General features: G+C 41.4%; 17 protein-coding genes. 3 read left to right on the forward strand and 14 right to left on the reverse strand.

The features are described 5' to 3' along the window. Positions 1–188: 188 nt before the first annotated feature. The 7 genes from AC4G47_RS15205 to AC4G47_RS15235 form a co-directional block, all read right to left on the reverse strand. Positions 189–1,397 (reverse strand): SGNH/GDSL hydrolase family protein, encoded by a 1,209-nt coding sequence (locus AC4G47_RS15205; protein WP_491106607.1) that lies wholly within the window; start codon positions 1,395–1,397, stop codon positions 189–191. Positions 1,398–1,414: 17 nt separating this feature from the next. Beyond that, the gene (locus tag AC4G47_RS15210; protein WP_491106608.1) at positions 1,415–3,631 is read right to left on the reverse strand and encodes an FAD-dependent oxidoreductase; all 2,217 of its coding nucleotides are present in this window, start codon (positions 3,629–3,631) and stop codon (positions 1,415–1,417) included. Positions 3,632–3,730: 99 nt separating this feature from the next. Continuing rightward, positions 3,731–5,350: a response regulator gene (locus tag AC4G47_RS15215; protein ID WP_491106609.1), complete on the reverse strand. Its 1,620-nt coding sequence runs from the start codon at positions 5,348–5,350 to the stop codon at positions 3,731–3,733. A gap of 2 nt (positions 5,351–5,352) precedes the next feature. Next, the gene (locus tag AC4G47_RS15220; protein WP_491106610.1) at positions 5,353–7,092 is read right to left on the reverse strand and encodes a sensor histidine kinase; all 1,740 of its coding nucleotides are present in this window, start codon (positions 7,090–7,092) and stop codon (positions 5,353–5,355) included. 91 nt (positions 7,093–7,183) lie between these two features. Continuing rightward, positions 7,184–8,770 (reverse strand): extracellular solute-binding protein, encoded by a 1,587-nt coding sequence (locus tag AC4G47_RS15225; RefSeq protein WP_491101641.1) that lies wholly within the window; start codon positions 8,768–8,770, stop codon positions 7,184–7,186. 69 nt (positions 8,771–8,839) lie between these two features. After that, positions 8,840–9,709, reverse strand: coding sequence for a carbohydrate ABC transporter permease (locus AC4G47_RS15230; RefSeq protein WP_491101642.1), 870 nt, complete (start codon positions 9,707–9,709; stop codon positions 8,840–8,842). Positions 9,710–9,722: 13 nt separating this feature from the next. Continuing rightward, positions 9,723–10,670 carry an ABC transporter permease gene (locus AC4G47_RS15235; RefSeq protein WP_491101644.1) on the reverse strand — a complete coding sequence of 316 codons (948 nt, stop codon included), beginning with the start codon at positions 10,668–10,670 and terminating at the stop codon, positions 9,723–9,725. Positions 10,671–10,937: 267 nt separating this feature from the next. Here AC4G47_RS15235 and AC4G47_RS15240 point away from each other — a divergent pair, with 267 nt between their 5' ends. Continuing rightward, positions 10,938–12,314 carry an amino acid permease gene (locus AC4G47_RS15240; protein ID WP_491101645.1) on the forward strand — a complete coding sequence of 459 codons (1,377 nt, stop codon included), beginning with the start codon at positions 10,938–10,940 and terminating at the stop codon, positions 12,312–12,314. A gap of 43 nt (positions 12,315–12,357) precedes the next feature. Here the strand turns inward: AC4G47_RS15240 and asnA are convergent, their stop codons facing one another. The 5 genes from asnA to AC4G47_RS15265 form a co-directional block, all read right to left on the reverse strand. Then, on the reverse strand, positions 12,358–13,371 hold the full coding sequence (gene asnA, locus AC4G47_RS15245; protein ID WP_491101647.1) for an aspartate--ammonia ligase: 1,014 nt from the start codon (positions 13,369–13,371) through the stop codon (positions 12,358–12,360). A gap of 135 nt (positions 13,372–13,506) precedes the next feature. Next, positions 13,507–14,142 (reverse strand): LysE family transporter, encoded by a 636-nt coding sequence (locus tag AC4G47_RS15250; protein ID WP_458127046.1) that lies wholly within the window; start codon positions 14,140–14,142, stop codon positions 13,507–13,509. A 520-nt stretch (positions 14,143–14,662) separates the two neighbouring features. Next, positions 14,663–14,986 carry a winged helix-turn-helix transcriptional regulator gene (locus tag AC4G47_RS15255; RefSeq protein ID WP_491101648.1) on the reverse strand — a complete coding sequence of 108 codons (324 nt, stop codon included), beginning with the start codon at positions 14,984–14,986 and terminating at the stop codon, positions 14,663–14,665. A gap of 113 nt (positions 14,987–15,099) precedes the next feature. Beyond that, the gene (locus AC4G47_RS15260) at positions 15,100–16,299 is read right to left on the reverse strand and encodes an MFS transporter (RefSeq protein WP_491101649.1); all 1,200 of its coding nucleotides are present in this window, start codon (positions 16,297–16,299) and stop codon (positions 15,100–15,102) included. Between the two features lie 508 nt (positions 16,300–16,807). Then, positions 16,808–18,001 carry an MFS transporter gene (locus AC4G47_RS15265; protein WP_491101650.1) on the reverse strand — a complete coding sequence of 398 codons (1,194 nt, stop codon included), beginning with the start codon at positions 17,999–18,001 and terminating at the stop codon, positions 16,808–16,810. Between the two features lie 141 nt (positions 18,002–18,142). Here AC4G47_RS15265 and AC4G47_RS15270 point away from each other — a divergent pair, with 141 nt between their 5' ends. Next, the gene (locus AC4G47_RS15270) at positions 18,143–18,562 is read left to right on the forward strand and encodes an Lrp/AsnC family transcriptional regulator (RefSeq protein ID WP_145325443.1); all 420 of its coding nucleotides are present in this window, start codon (positions 18,143–18,145) and stop codon (positions 18,560–18,562) included. A 108-nt stretch (positions 18,563–18,670) separates the two neighbouring features. On the opposite strand, the gene AC4G47_RS15275 is transcribed toward AC4G47_RS15270, so the two are convergent. Next, complete coding sequence (locus AC4G47_RS15275) at positions 18,671–19,693, reverse strand: LLM class flavin-dependent oxidoreductase (protein WP_491101651.1); 1,023 nt, start codon at positions 19,691–19,693, stop codon at positions 18,671–18,673. 337 nt (positions 19,694–20,030) lie between these two features. Between AC4G47_RS15275 and AC4G47_RS15280 the strand changes: the two genes are divergently transcribed. Continuing rightward, complete coding sequence (locus AC4G47_RS15280) at positions 20,031–20,789, forward strand: MBL fold metallo-hydrolase (RefSeq protein WP_458127040.1); 759 nt, start codon at positions 20,031–20,033, stop codon at positions 20,787–20,789. Positions 20,790–21,072: 283 nt separating this feature from the next. On the opposite strand, the gene AC4G47_RS15285 is transcribed toward AC4G47_RS15280, so the two are convergent. Beyond that, positions 21,073–21,774 carry a CPBP family intramembrane glutamic endopeptidase gene (locus tag AC4G47_RS15285; protein WP_491101654.1) on the reverse strand — a complete coding sequence of 234 codons (702 nt, stop codon included), beginning with the start codon at positions 21,772–21,774 and terminating at the stop codon, positions 21,073–21,075. Positions 21,775–21,783: the final 9 nt, after the last annotated feature.

A 21,783-nucleotide genomic window follows, 5' to 3' on the forward strand; every position in this document is an offset into this window, starting at 1 on the left:
CCCAGCCTTATTCTTCTAGCTAATCTCGCTTCGTCGTTTGTATCATAGCATGTCATATCACCGTGAATTTTCTTTCATTTTAAGCGTTTCTTATAAGATTTTAAGTAAAAAGAAACCTAAATCCTCATTGATTGCTCCATTGCAGTCAGATAGGATATAGGCCTCTCAAGAGGGCACAACACATCAATTTATAATGGCGGTTGTACCAATAACAACTTACCAAGCTGAATGACCGTTTGATCATACCAAGCTGGATGCAGTCGAACATGCTCCATACTTCGTTCATTGCTGACCGCCTCAAAAACAGCCGCTTTGTCTGTCTTCTCGTGATCGATTTCGAAGCGAACGGTATGTTTCCCATTGGGTAGCTCCGGCAAGAAAACATACTGATTTCGATTATGATCGTTATAGGATGTAAATCGATCGATAAGAAAGGATTCCCCTCCATCCACCGATACCTTCAGTCTGCCTGAATCCGGCCCCCCGATATCGAATAACCCGATGTGGGTTCCCTCGAACTCCACAGTGATCGCCTCTCCGGGATCAACTGCTCGCCATAGACCGGGGAACAACCAATCGTATTGGCGCGCTATAGCAAAATCATCGGGTATCATGTAAGACCAACCTGACGAAAAAACAGTAAGACGATCCAGCGGCAGCATGGTCGCATACTCCCAAGGATTGGCCGTGACCAAAGGGTCCTCTGGCAAGTGATGTTCGACTTTTCCCACAAGATCTCGAAGTTCGCTCATTTTCTCAAACGACCGGGTGATTGTATCCGTGTAGATCTGGTGCCCTTCGGGAATAGTGGGATGGATCGAATCATGCGTAAAAATAACAGCTCCGGGAATGGACACGTCTGCCCTTGAGGTGAAAATGAGCTTTCCATCCGAAACCAATTGACTGACCGCTACGCCCAGATGAATCGAAGGAATGCCGTAATAGTCGGCGACTTCCTCTTGCATAAGAGCGCCCTTCTGGTATTCGCCGGATTGAAATAAGGCCACATCCCGCTCCTTAACCGTATATACGAACAGGATATCGGTAAACCGGCTGCGCTTGCGGATCTGTCGGACAATGCCTTCGATCCGCGCCTTGGATTCGGGAACTCCGCCATCGTTTCCAACAAATTCAACAAACACGAGATCAGGCTGATGACGCAGTACATCGGTCTCCACTCGGGCGCAGCCGAGGTCCGATCCTGTCCCATCAATGCCTGCATTCACAGTGCGGATATCGGCATTGGGATATTGCCCTCTTAGCCGATCCGCCGTCATGACCCTATATCCTTCAGAACGCGTATTACTGCCGCCAAAATAAACGATGGTCACGGTTTTTCCATTTTCCAACTTTTGAATGACATTAGGCAGCCCTCTTCGAGGAAAGAATTCCTTCATCGCGACTTCACCTGACCTCACTTAGCATTTTTAGGAGCATATAATTTTACAGCAAACACTTCAAAATAAGGCGAACCATAGGTTGCATAAAAATCAAACCGGATTCGGGTTACACCTTTTGCATGCACCTGATGTTTATTCAACGAAAGATAATTCCCACGGATATTAATTTTACTCTCGGTTCCGTCTTCCATGGTTAAGGTCACATCATAGTCTTGGATAAGTGGCTCGATCGGATCGTCGAAATGCTCCAAGTTCAGCTGCGAATTAAAAACAAGATGGAGTTCATCCAGATTTTTGGGGCTTGCAAAACCAAATTCTAACCATTCCTGTCCTTCCGTACGTTCAGAAATCCAACCGTTCGGCAGACCATAGGGTCTGGAGAAGCCGTTGACGACATTCGTGGGATTATACATATCCTGGGATGGTATCAGATCCTTGAAGCAAATGCTCTTATTGAATCGCTTCAGCCTGGACGGCTCCTCCGGTCTATAATAAAAGCTGACCGCTCCTGTCATTTTCTCGTCATTGGTGTGGACAGCAAGGCTCGCCGTACCTTCCAATACGATGTAGATTTTGTCGTCAGCCGGCTTCTTGCAGCTGAGGTCCAATGTAATCCAGTCATCGTGACCCGCTGAGATAAGCAAGCGGTAGTCTTTCAGTTCGCTGGTCGGAATATAGTTTTCCTTCCGATCCCCGCCACACAGCTTCACTTGCAACGTTTCCGATTGCTTGGATTTATTTTTAATTTTGATCTGTACGCTTTCAGCCACGGATGTCTGAATCGGCAAGACCAAACATAACGCTTGGTCAAGGGAAATCTCTTCGGTTGGTTGAAGATTATCATAGCTTCGCTGAGACGAGCCACGTATCGTTAATCCGTCAGCGAAATATGGATCCAACCGCTCTTGAAGCCCTACAATCGTTTGCCCATCTCGAAGCAACTGCGCTTGAAGCTCACCCATATGGGATTTGACTATGGCCGCAGGGTCTGTCTCGTATTTTGCGCATAATGCAGCTGCTGTCCCTACCGCCTGCCCCATACAACCACAGGTTGCCATAACCCTTGTAGACCCGAAAGCCACATGGGTGGCGCTTATATTGCGGCCAGCGAACATGAGATTAGGAATATTTCGTGAAAATAAGCTGCGGAAAGGGATATTATATAATCCCGGCACGAAATTCCACGCGGTAGCCGGCCCCTCGTCGTAGATGCCTTTATTCGCATGCAGATCCATATACCAGCCACCGACAGATACAGCATCTTCGAAATGAGGCTTTGCTGTGAGATCGTTCTGAGACAGCATGTGCTCCCCTATGAACCGCCTCGACTCCCGCTTTCCCGGAATCGGGCATACATAATCCAAGATAAGATTGTCTACATCGTCAAACTCGCCGCTATTTTTGATATAATCCCATATCCCGTACACCAATTTCCGCAGTTCCAACGCGATGTCTTCATTATTTTTGATAATATCCATATGTCCGCCGTATTCCAGCCACCACAATCCGCCAAGCCCGTTGATTTTCCTTGGAAAAGACCGATGGTTTAATCCTTTTCGGATACTATCGAAAAAGTGCAACTTGGTAATATCATACGCAAAGCCAGGCCTTTTGTAAGGAACGGAATAGTCTACGTCACGGGCTTGAAACAGAATTGTATCGCCCATGGTGTAATGATCTGCCACTTCAGGAGCCAACACCTCCTGATATTCATGCTTTGCCTCTCTCCCCCATCGGAAGTGAGCGCCTGCTTGATATCCCACAATTCCGTCACCGGAGCAATCGATGTAGGTGAAGCTTTCAAAACGAAATTTTCTTTCGGATGCCAATTGAAGGCCCTCCACCCATTGAATCCTGCCGTTCTCCATGCCCGTTTCATGCACGCATGTATTCAGGAATAGAGAAATGTTGGGTTCATCATAAACCATGTCGAGCAAGACCGTATCCGAAAGCGAAAGCATAAGCTTCTTATTGTATAACGGATTATAATGAAAGATCTTCAGCTTGAGTTCTTCTATCAACCCGCCCTCGCGAGCATAATAGGATGGACTGTTTCCGAGATATGCCGACCCGTTGATATGAACCCTGACCTCGCTGCTCGCATTTCCCCCAAGTACCGGCCGATCATTAATAAGTGAAACCTGCAGTCCTTGGCGTGCGGCGGCAAGGGCTGCACATATCCCGGCAATACCTCCGCCTACGACGGTTACATCTGCTTTTATAAGCTCCATTTGGATAACCTCCATGATTAGATGCTTCTATCATGGTAATGGTTTTAGGCCATTTTTATTTACAGAATTTCGCGAAAAAATGATATATTTTTTGCATCCTTATCTGGATTCGTACCGCGTCATTTTTATCCGGTATTGCTTAGGTGTATCCCCCGTATATTCTTTAAATAGTTTGCAAAAGTAACCTTCATTGACGATGCCTACTTCCTCGCACAATTCCAATAAAGAATAATCCCGTACATTTAACAGGTCGAGAGCAAGGTGGATTTTTTTACGATTGATATAGCTAATCACGCCTTCGTTCATTGTTTTTTTGAATAAGCTGCTAAAATACGATGGTGCTAAATTCACTTCCTCGGCAATAGCCTCCAGCGTTAAACGCTGTTTCAGGTTTTTCTCTATAAAATGCATGGCACTCATGATTTCTGCACGATGTAATAGTTGGCCCGCGTGTATATATTCGAATGTAAAGTCGCCAATATAGGCGAGTTGCTCCTGAAATGCCATAAATTCCATGGGGAATTCAGCTGCTTCCATGTACAGCTTGTTCCCCGATTTAAACTTCACGGTAATGTCTCTGTACAAGTCTCTAATCATTGGTACCATGATGGACTTGTGAATTTTGTGGTCTGTAACAAATTGATTCAGAGCGGCGAGTGCATTCTCCAATTCTTCTTTGGTAATCTTCCTGTTCACCCATATCAGAAAATCAGCCAGTTTCTGCTGAAATTCTACTTTTTTGTCATTGTGGTATTGGAACCGATGCATGGGTGTTTTTACGACTTTATCAGTATGATAATAGAAATCCTCACTCACATTTTTAGCTTCTGTGTACGCTTGTTTGATTGATTCCCAGCCTCGGTGTGGACTTCCAAAAGCGACGGATACCCTTAGGTTCAAATATTGATGCAAATAAGAGACGATCTGCCCTCCCAAGGATTGGCAAGCATATTCCGTTTCCATATCACTGCGGTTATTATCCCAGGATAGGAAACCAATAAAACGATGATCGGACAGATCCGCAGCTACGCCACTACCATCATTCATCACGGTTTCCTCGATAATATTGGTAATCGCATATTTCAAAATGTTTTGATCAGCGGCTGCATATTCGTTCCGGAAACTTTCATACGTATTCATCTCAACGATGAAGCAGCAATAGTTGGCTTGGAAGAAATGAAACTGCATGCGATTGGCAAAATCAGATGCTCGATGAGAAGGAATTTCACCTCTGATCAGTTCGTTAAAAAATTGCTTGCGCACTCTATATTTATTTTCAAGCACGGATATGTTTAACAATTGAAATTCCGCTTCTTTTTTCTCTAACTCATTTAAAATTCCGGCTGCCTTATCCAAAGCCCGATCCAAATCCGCTTCCCTCAGCGGAACCTTTACGATGTACTCTAATACGTTGGCATGAATAGCTCGCTGGGCGTATTCAAAGGATGAGTAGGCGGTCAGAAGTATGTATTGGGTATGGGGGAGATCCGCCTTGAGCTGCTCAATCATGGAGATTCCATCCATTCGCGGCATGACGATATCGGATATGACGATATCCGGTTTAAGTTTTAAAATCTCTTCGATCCCATTCAGCCCATTATTCGCTTTTCCCACTAGAACAAATCGCTTATCCCTATGAGAGAGCTCATTAAAAAATAAATCCAGTCTTTGGATGATCAGGTCTTCATCGTCAACAATGAAGCAGGTATATTCTCTCACCACTATGCATCTCCTTTTTGCAATTCTGCCGGGAATAAGGCGCGCACACGGGTTATTTCCTTAGGGATGCTGATGATGTGGAGCCCGAATTGATCTCCGTAGTGAAGTCTTATTCGACCATGAATATTATTTAGCCCGATTCTTTTCCTTTTTACTTCCATTTCACTCGGCTCTGATTTTAAAATAGACTTTATTTTATCAGCTGGTATTCCCTCGCCTTGATCAACAACTTCTATGATAACGATACTGTCCTCTCTGTACGCATGAATCGTAATAGGGCCCTCAATTCCCCCTCCGTTATAACCATGGAAGATACTATTCTCCACAAGAGGTTGCAGCAGCATTCGAAAAACCGGAAAATCCATTAATCCTGATTCGATATGTTCAATCAAGTTGAAGTTTCGGTTATACCGAATGTTCTGGATCTCGATATAGTCGGCTACATTTCGTAATTCCTGGCGCAGGGAAACCTTCTCTGAGGCGTCGTTTATCCCGTATTCCAACAATGAAATGAGCGACCCGATCACGACATCTACTTTCTCTATTTGTCCGAGACGTATGACATTACTGATCGAACCAAGCGTGTTATACAGAAAATGAGGGTTAATTTGAGACTGCAGCACTTGGATCTCCAACTTCCGCTCAAGTTCGTTATGAAGTTCAGCTCGCCGAATCAGCTCTACAATCTGCTGCAGCATACGATCGAAAGCTCGTGAAAGATCTCCAAACTCATCGTTTCGGTTAATGGTTATTGTTGTTGTGAGGTTACCTTGTTCCACTCGTTTCATTTTTGTTTTGAGCGCATAGAGCGGATTTCTGATATATTTGGCAATAAAAAAAGAAATGAATAAACTTAAGATAAGACCTGCGCCCAGAAGTTCGATATAATAGGTTTCCAATCTGGACAAAGCTGCTTTCAAACGTGATTCATCGTTGATCGAGATTAGGGTCCAGTTAAATTTCTCCGTTGGCTTTTTCAAAAGGGAGATCGGAATGCCATCCTTGGTATGCAGTTGAAGGCTTGTTTCTGTCGTATCCAGAATATGTTCTGCAGATGTCTCCCCTATCGAAAACGTATGATCTTGAATATTTAGTAGTCTTTTATTATCAGAAAATCCAGCAATAATCTTACCCGACGCGTTGATCAGAGCCAGATTCATTTGTTCTTGTTTATTAATCTTGAACAAGGTTTCTTCGATGGCATTTAGATCCAAATCAACCGCAATGGCCATAGGAAACGGAGCGCTGTTCAGATATCGAACCATTGTAACTGTCCAGCCGGAATACTTGGATTTGTAAGGATCACTAACAAAGGTAGTTCTTCTGTTCTTGTCAGCTGCATCAAACAAAGGTTCTCTTTCAGATAAAGGTTCATCGAATATTCGGGTAGGTGTACTTCCGCCCAGAATGGATAAATCGCTTTTGATCAAATAAATATTACTGACGTAATTACTGTTGAGTTCATACAGCTCTCTTAATTGCTTTTTAATCACTTCTGCATTATCAATATTGGCTTTCACCGATGTTTCGACCGAGAAGAGGATCGTTTGGAAGGCGGAAAAGTTAACGGTGAAATACTGGTCTACCTTGTCTAGTATTTGATTGGTGTAATAAATATCATTGGTTCTTATTTCCTTTTGTACATAGCGATACGATAATTGGCTTATCAAGATAATGCAGCTTAATACAAATGCAAACACGATGAAAAATAATTTTAAAGGTAAGCCGATTCTTCTTCGCATCGATCATCTTCCTTTTTAGTTCCATTTTAAACTAAGAATAGCATAGGATAATAAAGAGAGGGGCTACGTATAGCCACTCTCTTCGTATATTTTACTTGATAAGTCCGGCTTCTTTAAATTGCTTGATTGCTGTATCCTTATACTTTGCCATGTCAAACTTGGTATCCAACGTGTGGAGGAAATTGTCCCAGTTGGAAAGAGGATCTTTGCCCGTCATGAATTTAACTAAGCTTTCATTAATGAAACGTGAACGGTCAGCATCCAAGGTATCGCTCGGGTCTGGAGTCAATAAATTTCCGGGCAACGTTGGCCCCACATATTTCTGATTGTTTTTGAAAGCTTCAGCTGTCTTCGGATTCTGGAAGCTGAAGTACTCAGCATCATCACCACGGCGCGGCATTCTATAATGATCGACCCATAGGTACTTTTCCTTCATTTCCTTCGATAATTCCGAGGTTTTATTTTTGATCTTGCCGTCTACCATATCCCAATGAATCCCTTTGATTCCGTATGCAAAATTCGGATAGGCTTCTTCATCCGTAAAGAGATAATTCAGCATGGACAAGATCCGAATGATTTTGTCCTTATCTGCTTTCGCGGATATGGCCCATGAATTGCCTTGGAACGATTTCCTTTCTACAATTTGGTCACCGTACGGACCTTTCATCGGAGGAATGACGATCCATTCCGGCACTTCGCCACTAATTTCTTTCATTTTCTGCTGATAATCCGGTTCCAGCCTACGGGCATCTCTGATCATGAAGCCAACTTTACCCTTAAACATCTTTTGATCCAACAAATCAGGCGAATTCATCGTCACCCAGTCTGGGTCAACCACTTTGGCTGTCATCATTTTATTAATGTAAGCAAGCGCCTCTTTCATTTTGGGATCGATAAATAGAAATACCGGTTCATTATCTTTCACTTCAATGGCCGAAGGAGGATTAACACCAAACATCCACATCAAGCTATCGAAGCCGTAGGTTTGCAGATTACCTTCCTTGTTCATACCGCCGATGAATCCGTACGTATCGTTTTTGCCATTACCATCCGGATCTTTTTCTGTAAAGGCTTTCATAACTTCGAACAACTCATCCGGTGTCGTTGGTACCTCCATATTCAGCTTTTTCAGCCAATCATTCCGAATGAAGAAGCTTCTACTGATACCGTTTACATTATCATAACCTGGAACTCCGATCATTTTTCCTTGATAGGACATCGCCTCCCAGGAGTCGTTGCCAAACCGTTTCTGCAATTCAGGGAATTGATCCAGATACGGTGTCAAATCCGCTAGAACACCTTGATCAAAATATTGTGCGAGATCAGCCCGGCTCTTTAAGAAGATCAAATCTGGAATATCGCCGCCTGCTATGAGCGTATTCAGTTTGGTTGTTGCTTGCCCTGCTTGAGGAATCATCATATCCAAGTCGATATTCATCTCTTCTTCCAAGATTTGGCGTTGAACATCTTCATCACGTGGAGGTACCGGAGCAGCAGCATTGAACGTACCTTGGTTAAACATTGAGATTTTCATTTTGGTTGCAAACTGGCTGGACTGACCTTGCGAATTACCCGAAACTGTCGATGTAACTTCTTCATTTCCCCCACAACCTGACAATAGCGTTCCCAGTCCAAAGATTGCCGACAAAATAGCAAATGAAATCTTCTTATGCTGCATATTGACCTCTCCTTTGCTTGTATATTATCACGGTTTCCCCGTAATAAGTTAGATAGTTTGGAACACGGTTTAACCTTTAACTGATCCCAGGAGCACACCTTTGGTGAAATGCTTTTGCAAAAATGGATAAACGATCAAAATCGGGACCGTAGTCACAACAACTGTAGCCATTTGCACAGCGAACGTACTGACAGCTCCGGAATTGGCGAGCGAATCAGCGCTTTGAGTTGCGACGTTAAGCAGGATGTTGCGCAAAATAACTTGAAGTGGCATGTAGTTGGAGTCATTGATATAAACAATGGCATCGAAATAACTGTTCCAATGCCCGACTGCGTAAAATAAGGAGATTGTAGAAATTACAGGCAAAGAAAGGGGCAAAATGATCCGCCATAACGTCTGAAGCTCACTTGCACCATCTACTCTCGCTGATTCCTCGATTTCACCAGGCAATTGCTCGAAAAACCCTTTAATAATCACCAGATTAAATGCACTAATAAGATTTGGAATAATCAGTACCCACGGGCTGTTCAGCAATCCCAGAGAGCGGATTAATAAATAAGTCGGAATCAATCCCCCACTGAACATCATGGTAAACACAATGAATAGTAAAAACGGACTGCGTCCCGGCAAATATTTTTTGGATAGCGGATATGCCGCGATTACTGTAAAAAACACATTTAACGCAGTGCCTACAATCGTTCGAAACAACGTAATTTTATACGCCTGCCAAATCCCATGAGAAATGAATACTTCTTTATAGGCCAGAAAGGTAAAGGATTCTGGTATAATGACAATCCCTCTTCTTAACACTTCCGATTCTGGCGTTACTGAGACAGCAACCACATACAGAAAAGGGAGTACGCACAGCAGAGATAAAAAAATAAGAATAATATAAACGACGGTTTGCCAGACTTTTTCCCCGATTGTCACATGGATCATTTTAAAAACCACCTCACCAAATTTGCCCATCGAATTTTTTGGCAAGCTTATTTGCAGCCAAAACTAAAGCAAATCCGATGACAGCTTTAAACAACCCTACAGCAGTAGCCAAGCCAATCTTGAGACGCTCCAACCCTTCACGGTATACCCATGTGTCGATAATGTCGATCTTTTCCTGGTTAAAGGTGTTGGCAAACATGAATATTTGGTCAAAGCCTGCATCCAGAATATGGCTTAGTTTGAGGATCAGCATCAGAATAATAACGCCTCGAATACCGGGTAAAGTGATATGCCAGAGTTGTCTCCATTTGGAAGCGCCATCCATTCGAGCCGCTTCATACAAGCTTGGATCAATTCCTGCTAATGCGGCAAGGTACAATATCGCTCCCCATCCAATATCCTTCCATACTTCAGATAAAATGATCAGCAATCTGCCCCAGGCAGGCTCCGTTAGAAACGAGATGGGTTCAACACCAATGTCCTTTAAAATCATGTTAAAGAGACCATCCCCTGGCGCTAGTAATGCCACCATAATTCCATAAACAATGACCCAGGACAGAAAATGAGGCAAATAAGTGATCGTTTGAACGATTTTCTTAAACCATTGGGTATAAACTTCGTTGAGGAGTAAAGCAAGTACGATGGGAGCGGAGAAACCGAACAATAGCTTATATAGTGAGATAACAATCGTATTTCTCATGATGTCCCAGAAATAAACGCCGTTCATAAAATCCGTAAAATTTTTGAATCCCACCCATGGGCTATCCCATAGTCCCAAAGCCAGGTTGTAGTTTTTAAAAGCAATCATGATTCCCGCCATAGGAATGTATTTGAATACGGCAAAGTATATTAAGGCCGGTAATAAGAGAGCATACATCACTTTATACTTTTGTATCGTCCTTATCCATGACTTCCGCTTTTTGGAGAGGGGAATGGCGTCCGCTGTCAATTTCGCTTGCATATCATCACCTCATCTTTATTTGTATTTGTATAATAGCACCCCTCAATCTGATAAATTTCTGAAATTTCAAGGATTTCTTATAAGATCTTTAGTAGGTGGGTATGGATAGTCACAGTAAATCCAAATCGTCTTAATTATCCGTTATTTAGCGGTCATTTTTATTAGCATTCTTACTTAACATTCGCTCATGAAACAAGTTTTCTATGCATGTTACATATTTTATTCTCTAAAAGGCCACCTTATCTGCGAAGGAGAGGTGTACCTATATTGACGGATTTAAGTTGCGCTTCACAAGATGCTTCCTCTTCATCTGAAGGTAAGGAGAAGGGGCAGTTAAAATGGTGGCAGCTATCCCTGCTTGGCATTGGTTGTACGATTGGTACCGGATACTTTCTTGGTTCGGGAATAGGCATCAAGCAGACCGGACCTTCAATGGTGCTGTCCTTTCTGATCGCAGCGCTCGGTACCTATATTGTGTTTCATTTCCTGGCAAAAATGACTACTGCAGATCCTCAGGAAGGTTCGTTCTGTTATTATGCCGGTAAAGCTTTCGGCCGTTGGGCCCGTTTTGGTTGCGGGTGGAATTATTGGAGCACCAAAATTTTAATTATGGGAAGCCAGTTGACAGCCTTGTCCATTCTCTCTCGATTTTGGTTTCCAAATGTTCCGCTCTGGATTTTCGCGGCTGGTTATGCCTTGTTGTCCATTTTTGTTGTCTTACTTGGGACACAGTGGTTTGACAAAATTGAGAATGTTCTCGCTGTGGTTAAAACGGCAGCCATCGTCATGTTTATTCTGCTGGCTGCAGCTGCACTCTTCGGCTGGATTCATGGGGGAAGCAATGAACGGCCTGGCATGCCAAGTTCAGCAGTTGAACTGTTCCCCGGAAAGTTCCCTTCTTTTTGGTCCTCTCTTCTCTATGCGTTTTACGCATATGGGGGTGTAGAGACTATTGGGCTCATGTCCATTCAGTTACAGGATAAAAAGGATGCCCCCAAAGCTGGAAAGGTCATGCTGACAGGCCTTTCAATCCTTTACATGTTATCGATCGGCATGGCCGTATTCATGGTGCACTATACCAAGATGAATGAAAAGGAGAGCCCATTTGTCACGGCTCTATCGTCGTATCATTTGGCTTTCTTTCCCCATGTATTCAATGGGGCTATCATCTTGGCAGGCTTTTCAGCCATGAGTGCTTCGTTATTTGCTGTAGTGAACCTTTTGGTGACCATGTCCAAGGATGGAGACGCGCCTAAGCTATTCAAGGTCAAGTTAAAATTCAAACAACTCCCCCTACCTTCGCTTGCACTTGCTGCGGTTGGACTATGCGCCTCCATTGTGACAGCCCTGTTGCTTCCAGGGAAGATATATGAATACATCACTACCGCAGCAGGGATTTTACAGATGTATAACTGGTCCTTTATCATTATTGCGGCGTTCAAAATACTTCGAATCCGTACCCGGGATGTGATACTTGGCATATCAGGATTGATTCTATTATTGGGCGCCGTTAGCGGGACGCTAGTGAAACCGGACATCCGAGTGGGTTTTTTCGTAAGTCTAATCATGATTTTTGTCATTGCTCTGGTCACTTGGGTCATGACAAGATGGTGGAAAAAACACAAGGTCTCCACGTTGCAATAAAAAGAGGATATCCTTAATAGGATATCCTCTCCTGTTCAATGGACTATAACAGAGGAATATTGCCCTCCTCGCATTCCCGCCACGTTCTAGGGTTCCACACTGAGGCCTGCACCTCACCAACATGGGCTTTTCGCAGCAGAAACATACACAGTCTGGACTGACCAATCCCTCCTCCAATCGTGAAAGGTAGTTCACCATTTAAGACAGATTGATGAAATTCAAGAGCAGCCCGTTCATTCGCTTGACTGAGGCCCAATTGCTTTTCAAGTGCAGCCGCATCGACACGGATTCCCATGGATGAGACTTCCAAAGCCTGCTCCAGCACAGGATACCATAATAAAATATCTCCGTTTAAAGTCCAATCATCATAGTCCGGGGAGCGACCGTCATGAACACTTCCTGAATTCAGCAATCCACCTACCTGCATGATAAAAACAGCACCGTGTTGGTGAGCGATCTCATTTTCACGCTCTTTTGGGGTGAGATCCGGATATTGGTTTTCTAACTCTTGAGTCGTAATAAAGAAAATCTGATTCGGTAGAATGGGTTCAAGGCATGTGTATTGAGTACAGAGTTCCTGCTCTGTGTCTTGAATCGAACGATAGATCTTGCGTACCTCTTCCTTCAGAGTCGCCAGGGTACGCCTATCTTCAGCAATAACCTTTTCCCAGTCCCATTGATCCACATAGATGGAATGCAGATTATCCATCATCTCATCCCGTCTGATTGCATTCATATCGGTGTATAATCCTTCGCCCACCTGAAATCCATATGTCTTCAGAGCCATCCGTTTCCACTTGGCCAGTGATTGAACAACTTCAATCTGCTCCTCTTCCATATCCAATGCATCGAAAGAAACTATACGCTCTACTCCGTTCAGATTATCATTAATTCCTGTACCTTCCTGCAACAGAACCGGCGAGGGTACCTGTATCAGATTTAAATGCTGCTCCAAGCGTTCCTGAAATTTCTTTTTTGAAAAATGAATGGCCTCGGCAGTTTCCCTTAGATTCAGCATCGGTTTGTACTTGGTTGGCACAACAATCGTTCGCAGCATTATAGTACATCGTCCCTTCAGTTTGATTATCATGCAGTTCCCTGCATAACTGATGAGAGCAGTCTATGTGCCTATCATTGCTCTGTCGCGTTGTCCCACTCCGGAATTGCTGCATTTGGGTATACGCCCATCCTTCTAAGAGAGCAACGCACGCAGCCCTTGAAGAGCAAAATAAACTCCGAACCCAACCAAAGACAAACCGGATACAACCGATATGATTGAGAGACTTTTTTGATTGAGATAACGCCGCATTCCTGTGGTTAGACCCGCCACCAGCAAATCCCAGAGCGTCAGTCCAATAAAGATCATGCTGCTGTAAATCAGCAAATGACTTGTCCCGAATGACACTGCCGTTTTGGCCAGAATTGATCCATAGATCCCTAACCAGAAAATGATGGACATTGGGCTGGTGAGGGACATGAAAAATCCAAGCATGAAGCAGTGAAAGAGGGAATCTTTTTGATTTTTGTTCAAATGCAGCTTCAATTTGTTGATTTGCAGGATGCTTGCAATCCCGGTATAGGTTAATATGAAGCCGCCAACGAGCCAGAGGAGAATTTGTACCATGGGGATGTTGAGGAACTGAACCAAACCCAGATAAATCAAAATCATAAAGGCGGCATCGGCAATCATGGAACCTGCCCCGACCATCCAGGCATGCCAAAAGCCATTTTTGAGGCCTTTATCCAATCGGGCTGAATTGACCGGCCCAATGGGAGCAGCAAGCGTCAAACCAAGGAAAATATAACTGATTAGAAGTTGAACACTCAAGACTTCCTCACTCCTACTCGCTTGTCCAGTTTATTTCACATTTTATGATCCCTTTCTAGTTAAAATAACAAAATAAAATATTTATAAAGGAATTTTTTAAAGGGCTTCAACTTAAATTTCCTGATGGTCTAAATCCAACAGCGGGCGCTTCTTATTTATGATTAATAATTTTTCTGGAAGTTCCTCCAAGAATAATTAATAGGTGTACAGGACAAACTTATAGTTGATCCAATTAAATTAAGGGTCAGATACAACACACACAACACGGGGCTATCCGTAGCTCCGGTACCGACTCTCCTGTCCTGAAATAACGTAAAGAGTATACGATCATTTCCATCGATAATTGGCTATCTTATTGTCACTAGACATCACATGTAAGCCGTAGAGGGAGGAATTGATCTCCCTCTATTTTGCTTTAGCTATTAGATATCTTTTTTTCCGCAACGGTTGATCTATAACTTGATAAAAGGAGGAGTGATGAACTTGACCATAGGCTTTAATGGGGTTGTATTTAAGGAACTTACATATGTTGGAGACCCCAGTTTTTCAATTGCAATAAAATTGGGGTGAGACTATGTCCTTTATCTGTAAGAGAGTATTCAACACGAGGTGGCATTTCAGCATAAGCTACTCGGTGTACTAGTCCATCTTCCTCAAGTTCACGTAATTGACGTGTCAGTGTACGATGCGTCACGGTGGAGAGCAATTTTTGCAGTTCGTTAAATCGTATAATATCCTTACTCAATAAATGGTATAAAACCAAAATCCTCCATTTCCCGCCGATCATATTAACGGTAAATTCAACCGGGCAAAGACTACAATTTTCCAGTGGTTCGACCTCCATATGTGTACCTCCGATTCTTAAAATAGATTCAGTAACCGCATTCTAGAATATGTTGCAATAATCCTTTAATCTCACAGGGATTGCGCTATAATACGTTTCCTGTGAGATTATTCTTATTGGAGTGAGGTTTGATTGGATGTTCCTTTCCAGAATACCGTAAGTCCTAAACCGATGATCAGAACTATTCCTGCAAAAAGGTAAGGGTAATGAATATTTACATCAAATAGAATTCCACCCAATGCTGGGCCAAAAAAATTCCCCAAGCTAGTGTAAGTGGAGTTCATTCCTGCTACGAAACCTTGCTGATTACCAGCAGTTTTAGATAAGAAGGTAGTTAGCGCAGGTCGTAACAAATCAAACGCTAAAAAAATAAAACAAGTTACAATTAAAACGGCTATGAAGCTCGTGACAATAGTAGATATGAATGCTAAAACCGAACCCATGATTAGGCAGACCTGAATCACCATTTTTTCGCCTAATATATTTACTAATTTGCCGAACAATAAAATTTGAATAATTACCGCTACAATGGAACTTATGGTGATGATACTTGCGATATGCTTGGGAGTAAAGCCGAATTTCTCATCCGAAAACAAGCTGAAAACCGTTTCGTAGGCAGATAATCCGAAAGCAAGAACAAAGACCATAATAAACGCTATTAAGTAGATGGGTTGAATTGATTTCCTTAAATCCTTAACGAAGCTAGAACCCTTTGTGTTTAACGATAGTTGTTGCATCTCTTCATGTGACAGAGGCTCTTTTAATATAAGTGAAGAAGAGATCGCGGCTAAGAGTGCCATAGCAGCGGCAAAGAAAAATGGCATTCTAATTCCATAATCGGCTATAAACCCACCCACACTTGGCCCAATAATAAATCCGGTGCTGATCGCAGCGGAGACGTATCCCATCGCCTTTGGTCTGTCCTCTGTAGTAGTAATATCAGCCACGTATGCTGTTACAGCAGGCATGATAAAGGCAGCACTTATTCCTCCCAGTACTCTGGACAAATAAAGTATTGAAACATGTGTTCCCAATCCAAAAATCAGTTCTGATAAACTAAATACCAGTAACCCGATAACAATCATTCTTTTTCTTCCAAAACGATCAACCCATCTACCCGCAAAAGGCGAAATAATTAACTGGGACAAGGCATAAACTGCAACTAGATAGCCCATTGTACTACCGGATAAATCCAACATGTCTTTGAAAGAAGGCATAACAGGAACAATTAATCCAATCCCGAGAAATGCTGTGAAAATATTACTTAGTAAAATTACCATTACCGTTTTTTGATCTTTTATTGGCTTTTTCATCTGAAGACTCCTCTTACGAATAATTCATATCTCGTTTCATCATAAGATATAGTCTATAAGCTTTTAGTCGATTTTTACATAGATGTGGTAAAGTGTTTTGAGCATTTTAATTGATTGATGAAAGCAGAACAGATCCATTATGCTTTTGTCGGCGCACTTAATGGCATGTATTGCGATGTAAAATCGACTGAAGATTTCCTGCAATAAGACACGATTTGTTGCCAAACACGAATAATTCAGATTGAAGTTAAAAAACTTCGCAACCAAAAGTAGAAAACAAAGGTCACTGCCCACTTTATCAAGCAAAGTGGGCAGTGACCTTTTGTTCATGAGAACTATATGTTTGTGCTCAAGATTCTTTCAGTGTATATGCTGGATGATCACCTCACCTGAATAACAATGAAGAAGTAGCTTTGGTACCCAACCTGCTTCGCTTTCCATATATCCTGTGGGTGGCATGTTCTAGGATAAGGTGCATTTACAGCAAGCCTTATAGCATAATTACCTGTTATCGTTCTGTTATAGAGAGTTGTTTACGAAGTGCACTTTCTTTTCTACCATATAAGAAATAATAAAAAACTAGTGTTGACAAAACAACCAGACCAAGAAATACGTACAAACCATCATATCCTGTATATGGAATGATCAAACCGATAACTGATGGTCCAAATCCGTTCCCTAAATCTATAAATATAAAGAAAGTGGCAGTTGCTAAACCAACTCGGTGAGGTTCGGCTAAACGAATAGATACCGTTTGAGATATAGAAGAAATGTTACCAAAACCTAGAGCGACCAGTGCTGCTGCCAGCAACAAAGTAACACCACTGGTAACTGATCCCAAAAGGAGTAAACCTCCCCCAAAAAGGACAAAAGCGGGATACATGATTACGTTTGCTCTTTTTTTGTCCACGACCCGTCCAGTAAATGGTCTCGATATTAGGACAAAAACGGTATACACCATAAAGAAAAAACTTGCCGATTCTACTAAGTTCAATTCCAAAGCATAGACATTTAAGTACGAGATTATACCAGAAAAACAAAAACTCATCAGAAATGCAATGATTGCTATGGGTAACACTTTCAGTTCTATAAAGTCAGCAAGTTTTATTCCCGTTCCTTTTTTCGCTTCAGTGTTATTAGGCAAAGGAATCTTCATGAAAATTGCAATCACAAAATTAATAAGTCCCAGCACGAAACATAAATAATAAATCATATTGAAACTTACATTCTGACTCATATACATACCGATAAATGGACCTAAACCAGTCGCTAATGCCGTACTAATTGCAAAATAACTAATTCCTTCACCTTTTCGAGATGCTGGAAGAGTCAAGACGACAACTGTGCCTACAACAGTCTGTGCCACCCCTACCGTGAATCCATTTATCAATCGACTTAAAATGAGAAAAGAAATATTATAATGAATGAGGTAAAGTAATGTTGTTAAAATAAACATAAGCAGTCCTGTTATCAAGATTTTTTTTGATTTTACAAGTCGTCCTGTTAATAACCGGCCTATTAATGATCCGATAATGAAAACACCTGCAATAATCCCTGCTTGGCTGGACGTTGCATTAAACTCATTAATGGCATACAGCGTAATTGTCGCGTTTAATAAAAAGAAAATTAAAGTTATAAAGAAATTTATAGCTGAAAGAGAAATGAACTCTCTTGTCCACAGTCTTGTATTTAACTGGCTCATGATGATTCTCCTTGGTTATTTATGAGTATCTTACATATTTGCGCGTGGTGTATTGTACTGAATCAGACTATACTTGTTGCATAGGGGATAGAATGAAATTAAAGATATCTGATCCTCAATTCATTAAAGAAAGGAATTCAAATGTTAGACAATACTGATCGTCGAATATTAGATGAATTATCCAATAACAGTCGAGTTACGATGAAAGAACTTGGCACAAAAATTCATATGACTGGACAAGCTACTGCGTCCAGAGTAGCAAAATTAGAAGACAATGGAGTTATTGAGGGATATACCATTAAAGTTAATCAAGCTAAATTAAGCTGCTATATACACGCATTTATTACAATATTCACAAAGGAAACAAACCATCAATTTTATCTCTCTTTTATAAAGACACAAATGAACTATATAATAAATAACTATAGGATTAGTGGAGAGGGATGTTATATTTTGGAGTGCAGGTTTCCGTCAAATGAATATTTAAATGATTTTCTAGTTGATTTAAATAAACATGCCAATTACAAACTCTCCACTGTTATTAATAAAATGGATATTTGAAGCTTTGATGATTAAATATTAAGTTTATGTGATAATTCCAGGAAAAAAGCGAGACTCATTAAGACCCGCTTCTTTCCTGGAATTATTGTTATTTCACAGATAACGGAATTAACTTTCTTCAAGTCTCTTTTGATCAAATAATTCATCAACAACGCTTTTTAAAATCTCATAAGAATGAATTTCCTTTTCAGATTCGTATATATTTGATATCACAAGGAGTTCATCTACTTGATACGTCTGCTGAAAGTTAATTAAATCACGCCGAAGTGTGTCCGCATCGCCCAGAATGGTATACCCTAGTCGATGATATATAATGTCCAATTCAGCTTGGGATAAAGATTGAAGGAATTGTTCAGTCGGTGGAACAAGCTGACTTAAATTATTTGTATAAATATCAATATATACTTGCAGATGGCTCGCAGAAATTAGTGTAGCCTCCTCCACTGAATCAGCTGCGATCACACAGATACAAGCCATCACATATGGTTCCTGTAGATCGGCTGATGGTTTGAAGTTCTCGCGATAAATATCCAGAGCTTCCCTCATATCGTGAGGTGAGAATTGTGCACCAAATACATAAGGTAAACCAAGATTTGCTGCGATTTTAGCTGAACCTATTGAGGAACCTAATACGAAAATTGGCACATTCGTTCCAATACCTGGATAAGCACGAATCTCCCCTTGAACGCTCTCGTCTCCTACATATTGCAAGATTTCTTTTACTTCTCGTTCGAAGAAAAATACACCATTATGATTGGACCGTCGAATCACTTCAGCAGTTTTTTGATCCGTGCCAGGTGCACGCCCTAATGCTAAATCGACTCGACCCGGGTACAACGTTTCAAGTGTTCCGAACTGCTCAGCTACAACTAGAGGTGAGTGATTAGGTAACATAACACCACCTGAACCCACACGAATTTCCTCTGTGTTTGATAGTATATGCTGTACAATTGAGACGACAGCTGCACTTGCATATGCATCGTGATTATGGTGTTCTGCAAACCAAATACGTTTATAACCCATTCGATCTGCAGCCTTAGCTAAAGATACTGCGGAATCTATTCCTTCTTTCATTGTTTCGCCTTGTCTTAATGGAGCAACTGACAAGACAGATATATCAAATTTTTTCATGATTTCACCTCAAAAATACTATTTTTATGCAAAATTGAGAGAGAACATAATCTTTTATGTTGAATGTAGATCGCTCTCGATCGCATATCAAATAAATGTATACTTTCTCAATCCATTGATACATAGAGAGAATAAAGTAATTTCATGCTTTTGCTTTACAGTTGAAAGTTTTATATAAAATAGAATTTGCATAGTCACCGAAATAGAATATCTAACGATCAAACATACTTTCAAAAATAAACTAAAACATCAAAAACACTTGAATTAATTTATGTATTCGTCTGAATTAAGTGTGTAGACTATAAAAGAAATATCTAGAAAAGGGAGCTACAAAAAAATGAAGATACAACAAATTCGAAACGCAACAATTGTGGTTGAATATGCAGGATATAAATTTTTAGTTGATCCATTCTTAGCTGAAAAAGGAGCATATCCTCCATTTCCTAATTCTATAAGAGAAGACCGCAATCCATTGGTCGATCTTCCGGTACCTACTGAAAGCCTGTTAAATAATCTAGACGCGGTTATTCTTACTCACCTTCATTTGGACCACTATGATGATGTAGCCAAGAAAGTCATACCTAAAGAAATTAAAATGTTCGTTCAAAATCAAGAAGATGCTGATCTTGTGCAAAAAGATGGTTTCACTAATGTTGAGGTACTTCAGGAAGACACTGAATTCAATGGTATCCAGCTGATTAAGACTCCAGGCGAACACGGAAGAGGAGAAATCTTGAAAATGGCTGGATTAGTTTGCGGAGTTGTTTTTAAGCATTCCGGTGAGAAAACCTTGTACGTAGCCGGCGATACAGTATGGTATGAAGCTATTCATGAAGTACTAACTACGTACAAACCGGATGTCATTGTTGTTAATGGCGGGGACAATCAATTCATTCAAATGGGCTCACTTGTTATGGGGAAAGATGATATTTATGAAGTCTGCAAAGCGGCCCCTGACGCTAAAATTATTTCTGTGCACATGGAAGCTGTAAATCACTGGGGACTGTCCAGAGGCGAATTGAAAAATTTTGTGAATGAAAAAGGTATTTCAGATAACGTGTTTGTACCTGAAGACGGAGACTCGTACACGATTTAAAAGGTTACGTAAGCTATGAAAGCGTTGCGGAACATTTAAACTCATGAAATCCCCAATAAACCCCAGCTATCGAAGCTCGGAGTTTATTGGGGATTTACTACTTCTTTTTTCTGAAGAAATCGAACTTGATTGCATAATCAAAAAGAGACGTAATTACAACAGCTCCAAGTGGAATCAATAAATAAACCCATCGCGGATTATGGCCACTACAATACCTGTTATGTTTCTATTTTTCATAGCTGTTGCTCACCTCTTATCGTGTATGCAGATTATAATAATCATTCTAACTCATCACTGTTAACAACACAGCAATTGTATTAAAGACACCGTGAACGATCATAGCTGGCACGACCGATCCCGTACGTTCATAGGTCCATGCAAGCACTATTCCACTAATAAAATTCACGGGCATGGCATTTATAGTGGGAAAATGCGCAAAAGTAAAGATTAGCGAACTAATCACAATCGCCCATCTCATACGAACACGAGACCGTAGCCAACGATATATAAATCCACGGTAAAATATCTCCTCATAAAAGGGTGACACGATCCCTGCCGATACAACACCAATAATCATAGTAAATAGAGTGACATTTTGCTTCAGACTCTCTGTTTTGCTGTTGTCCACCGTATTTCCAAGAAAACTCGTGAGATAGACAGTCGCCACACTGAATCCGATGAGAATGAGTGTCCACAGCCCAATCCTCCACCAATCTTTCGCAGGAAATCTCCTTACTCCTACCTCTGTCCAGGACATTTTCTTCGGTCGTAAAGCAATAAAGTATAATCCTAACAAAAGTACAATGGCGATGGTAAGCCCTGTAAGAGTCCCTGAGTATAGAGTATTCCCCAACCATTGCTCATACATGGACTGTACTGCATATTTGATAAAGAATATTACGAATACAAACTCAAGCGCAAGTAAAGCAATAAACTCACGCCATGTCCACTGATTCATCTTCTTCCACATTTTCGTACCAGTCATCCTTAATCC

Source organism: Paenibacillus sp. Negev47, from assembly GCF_058313655.1.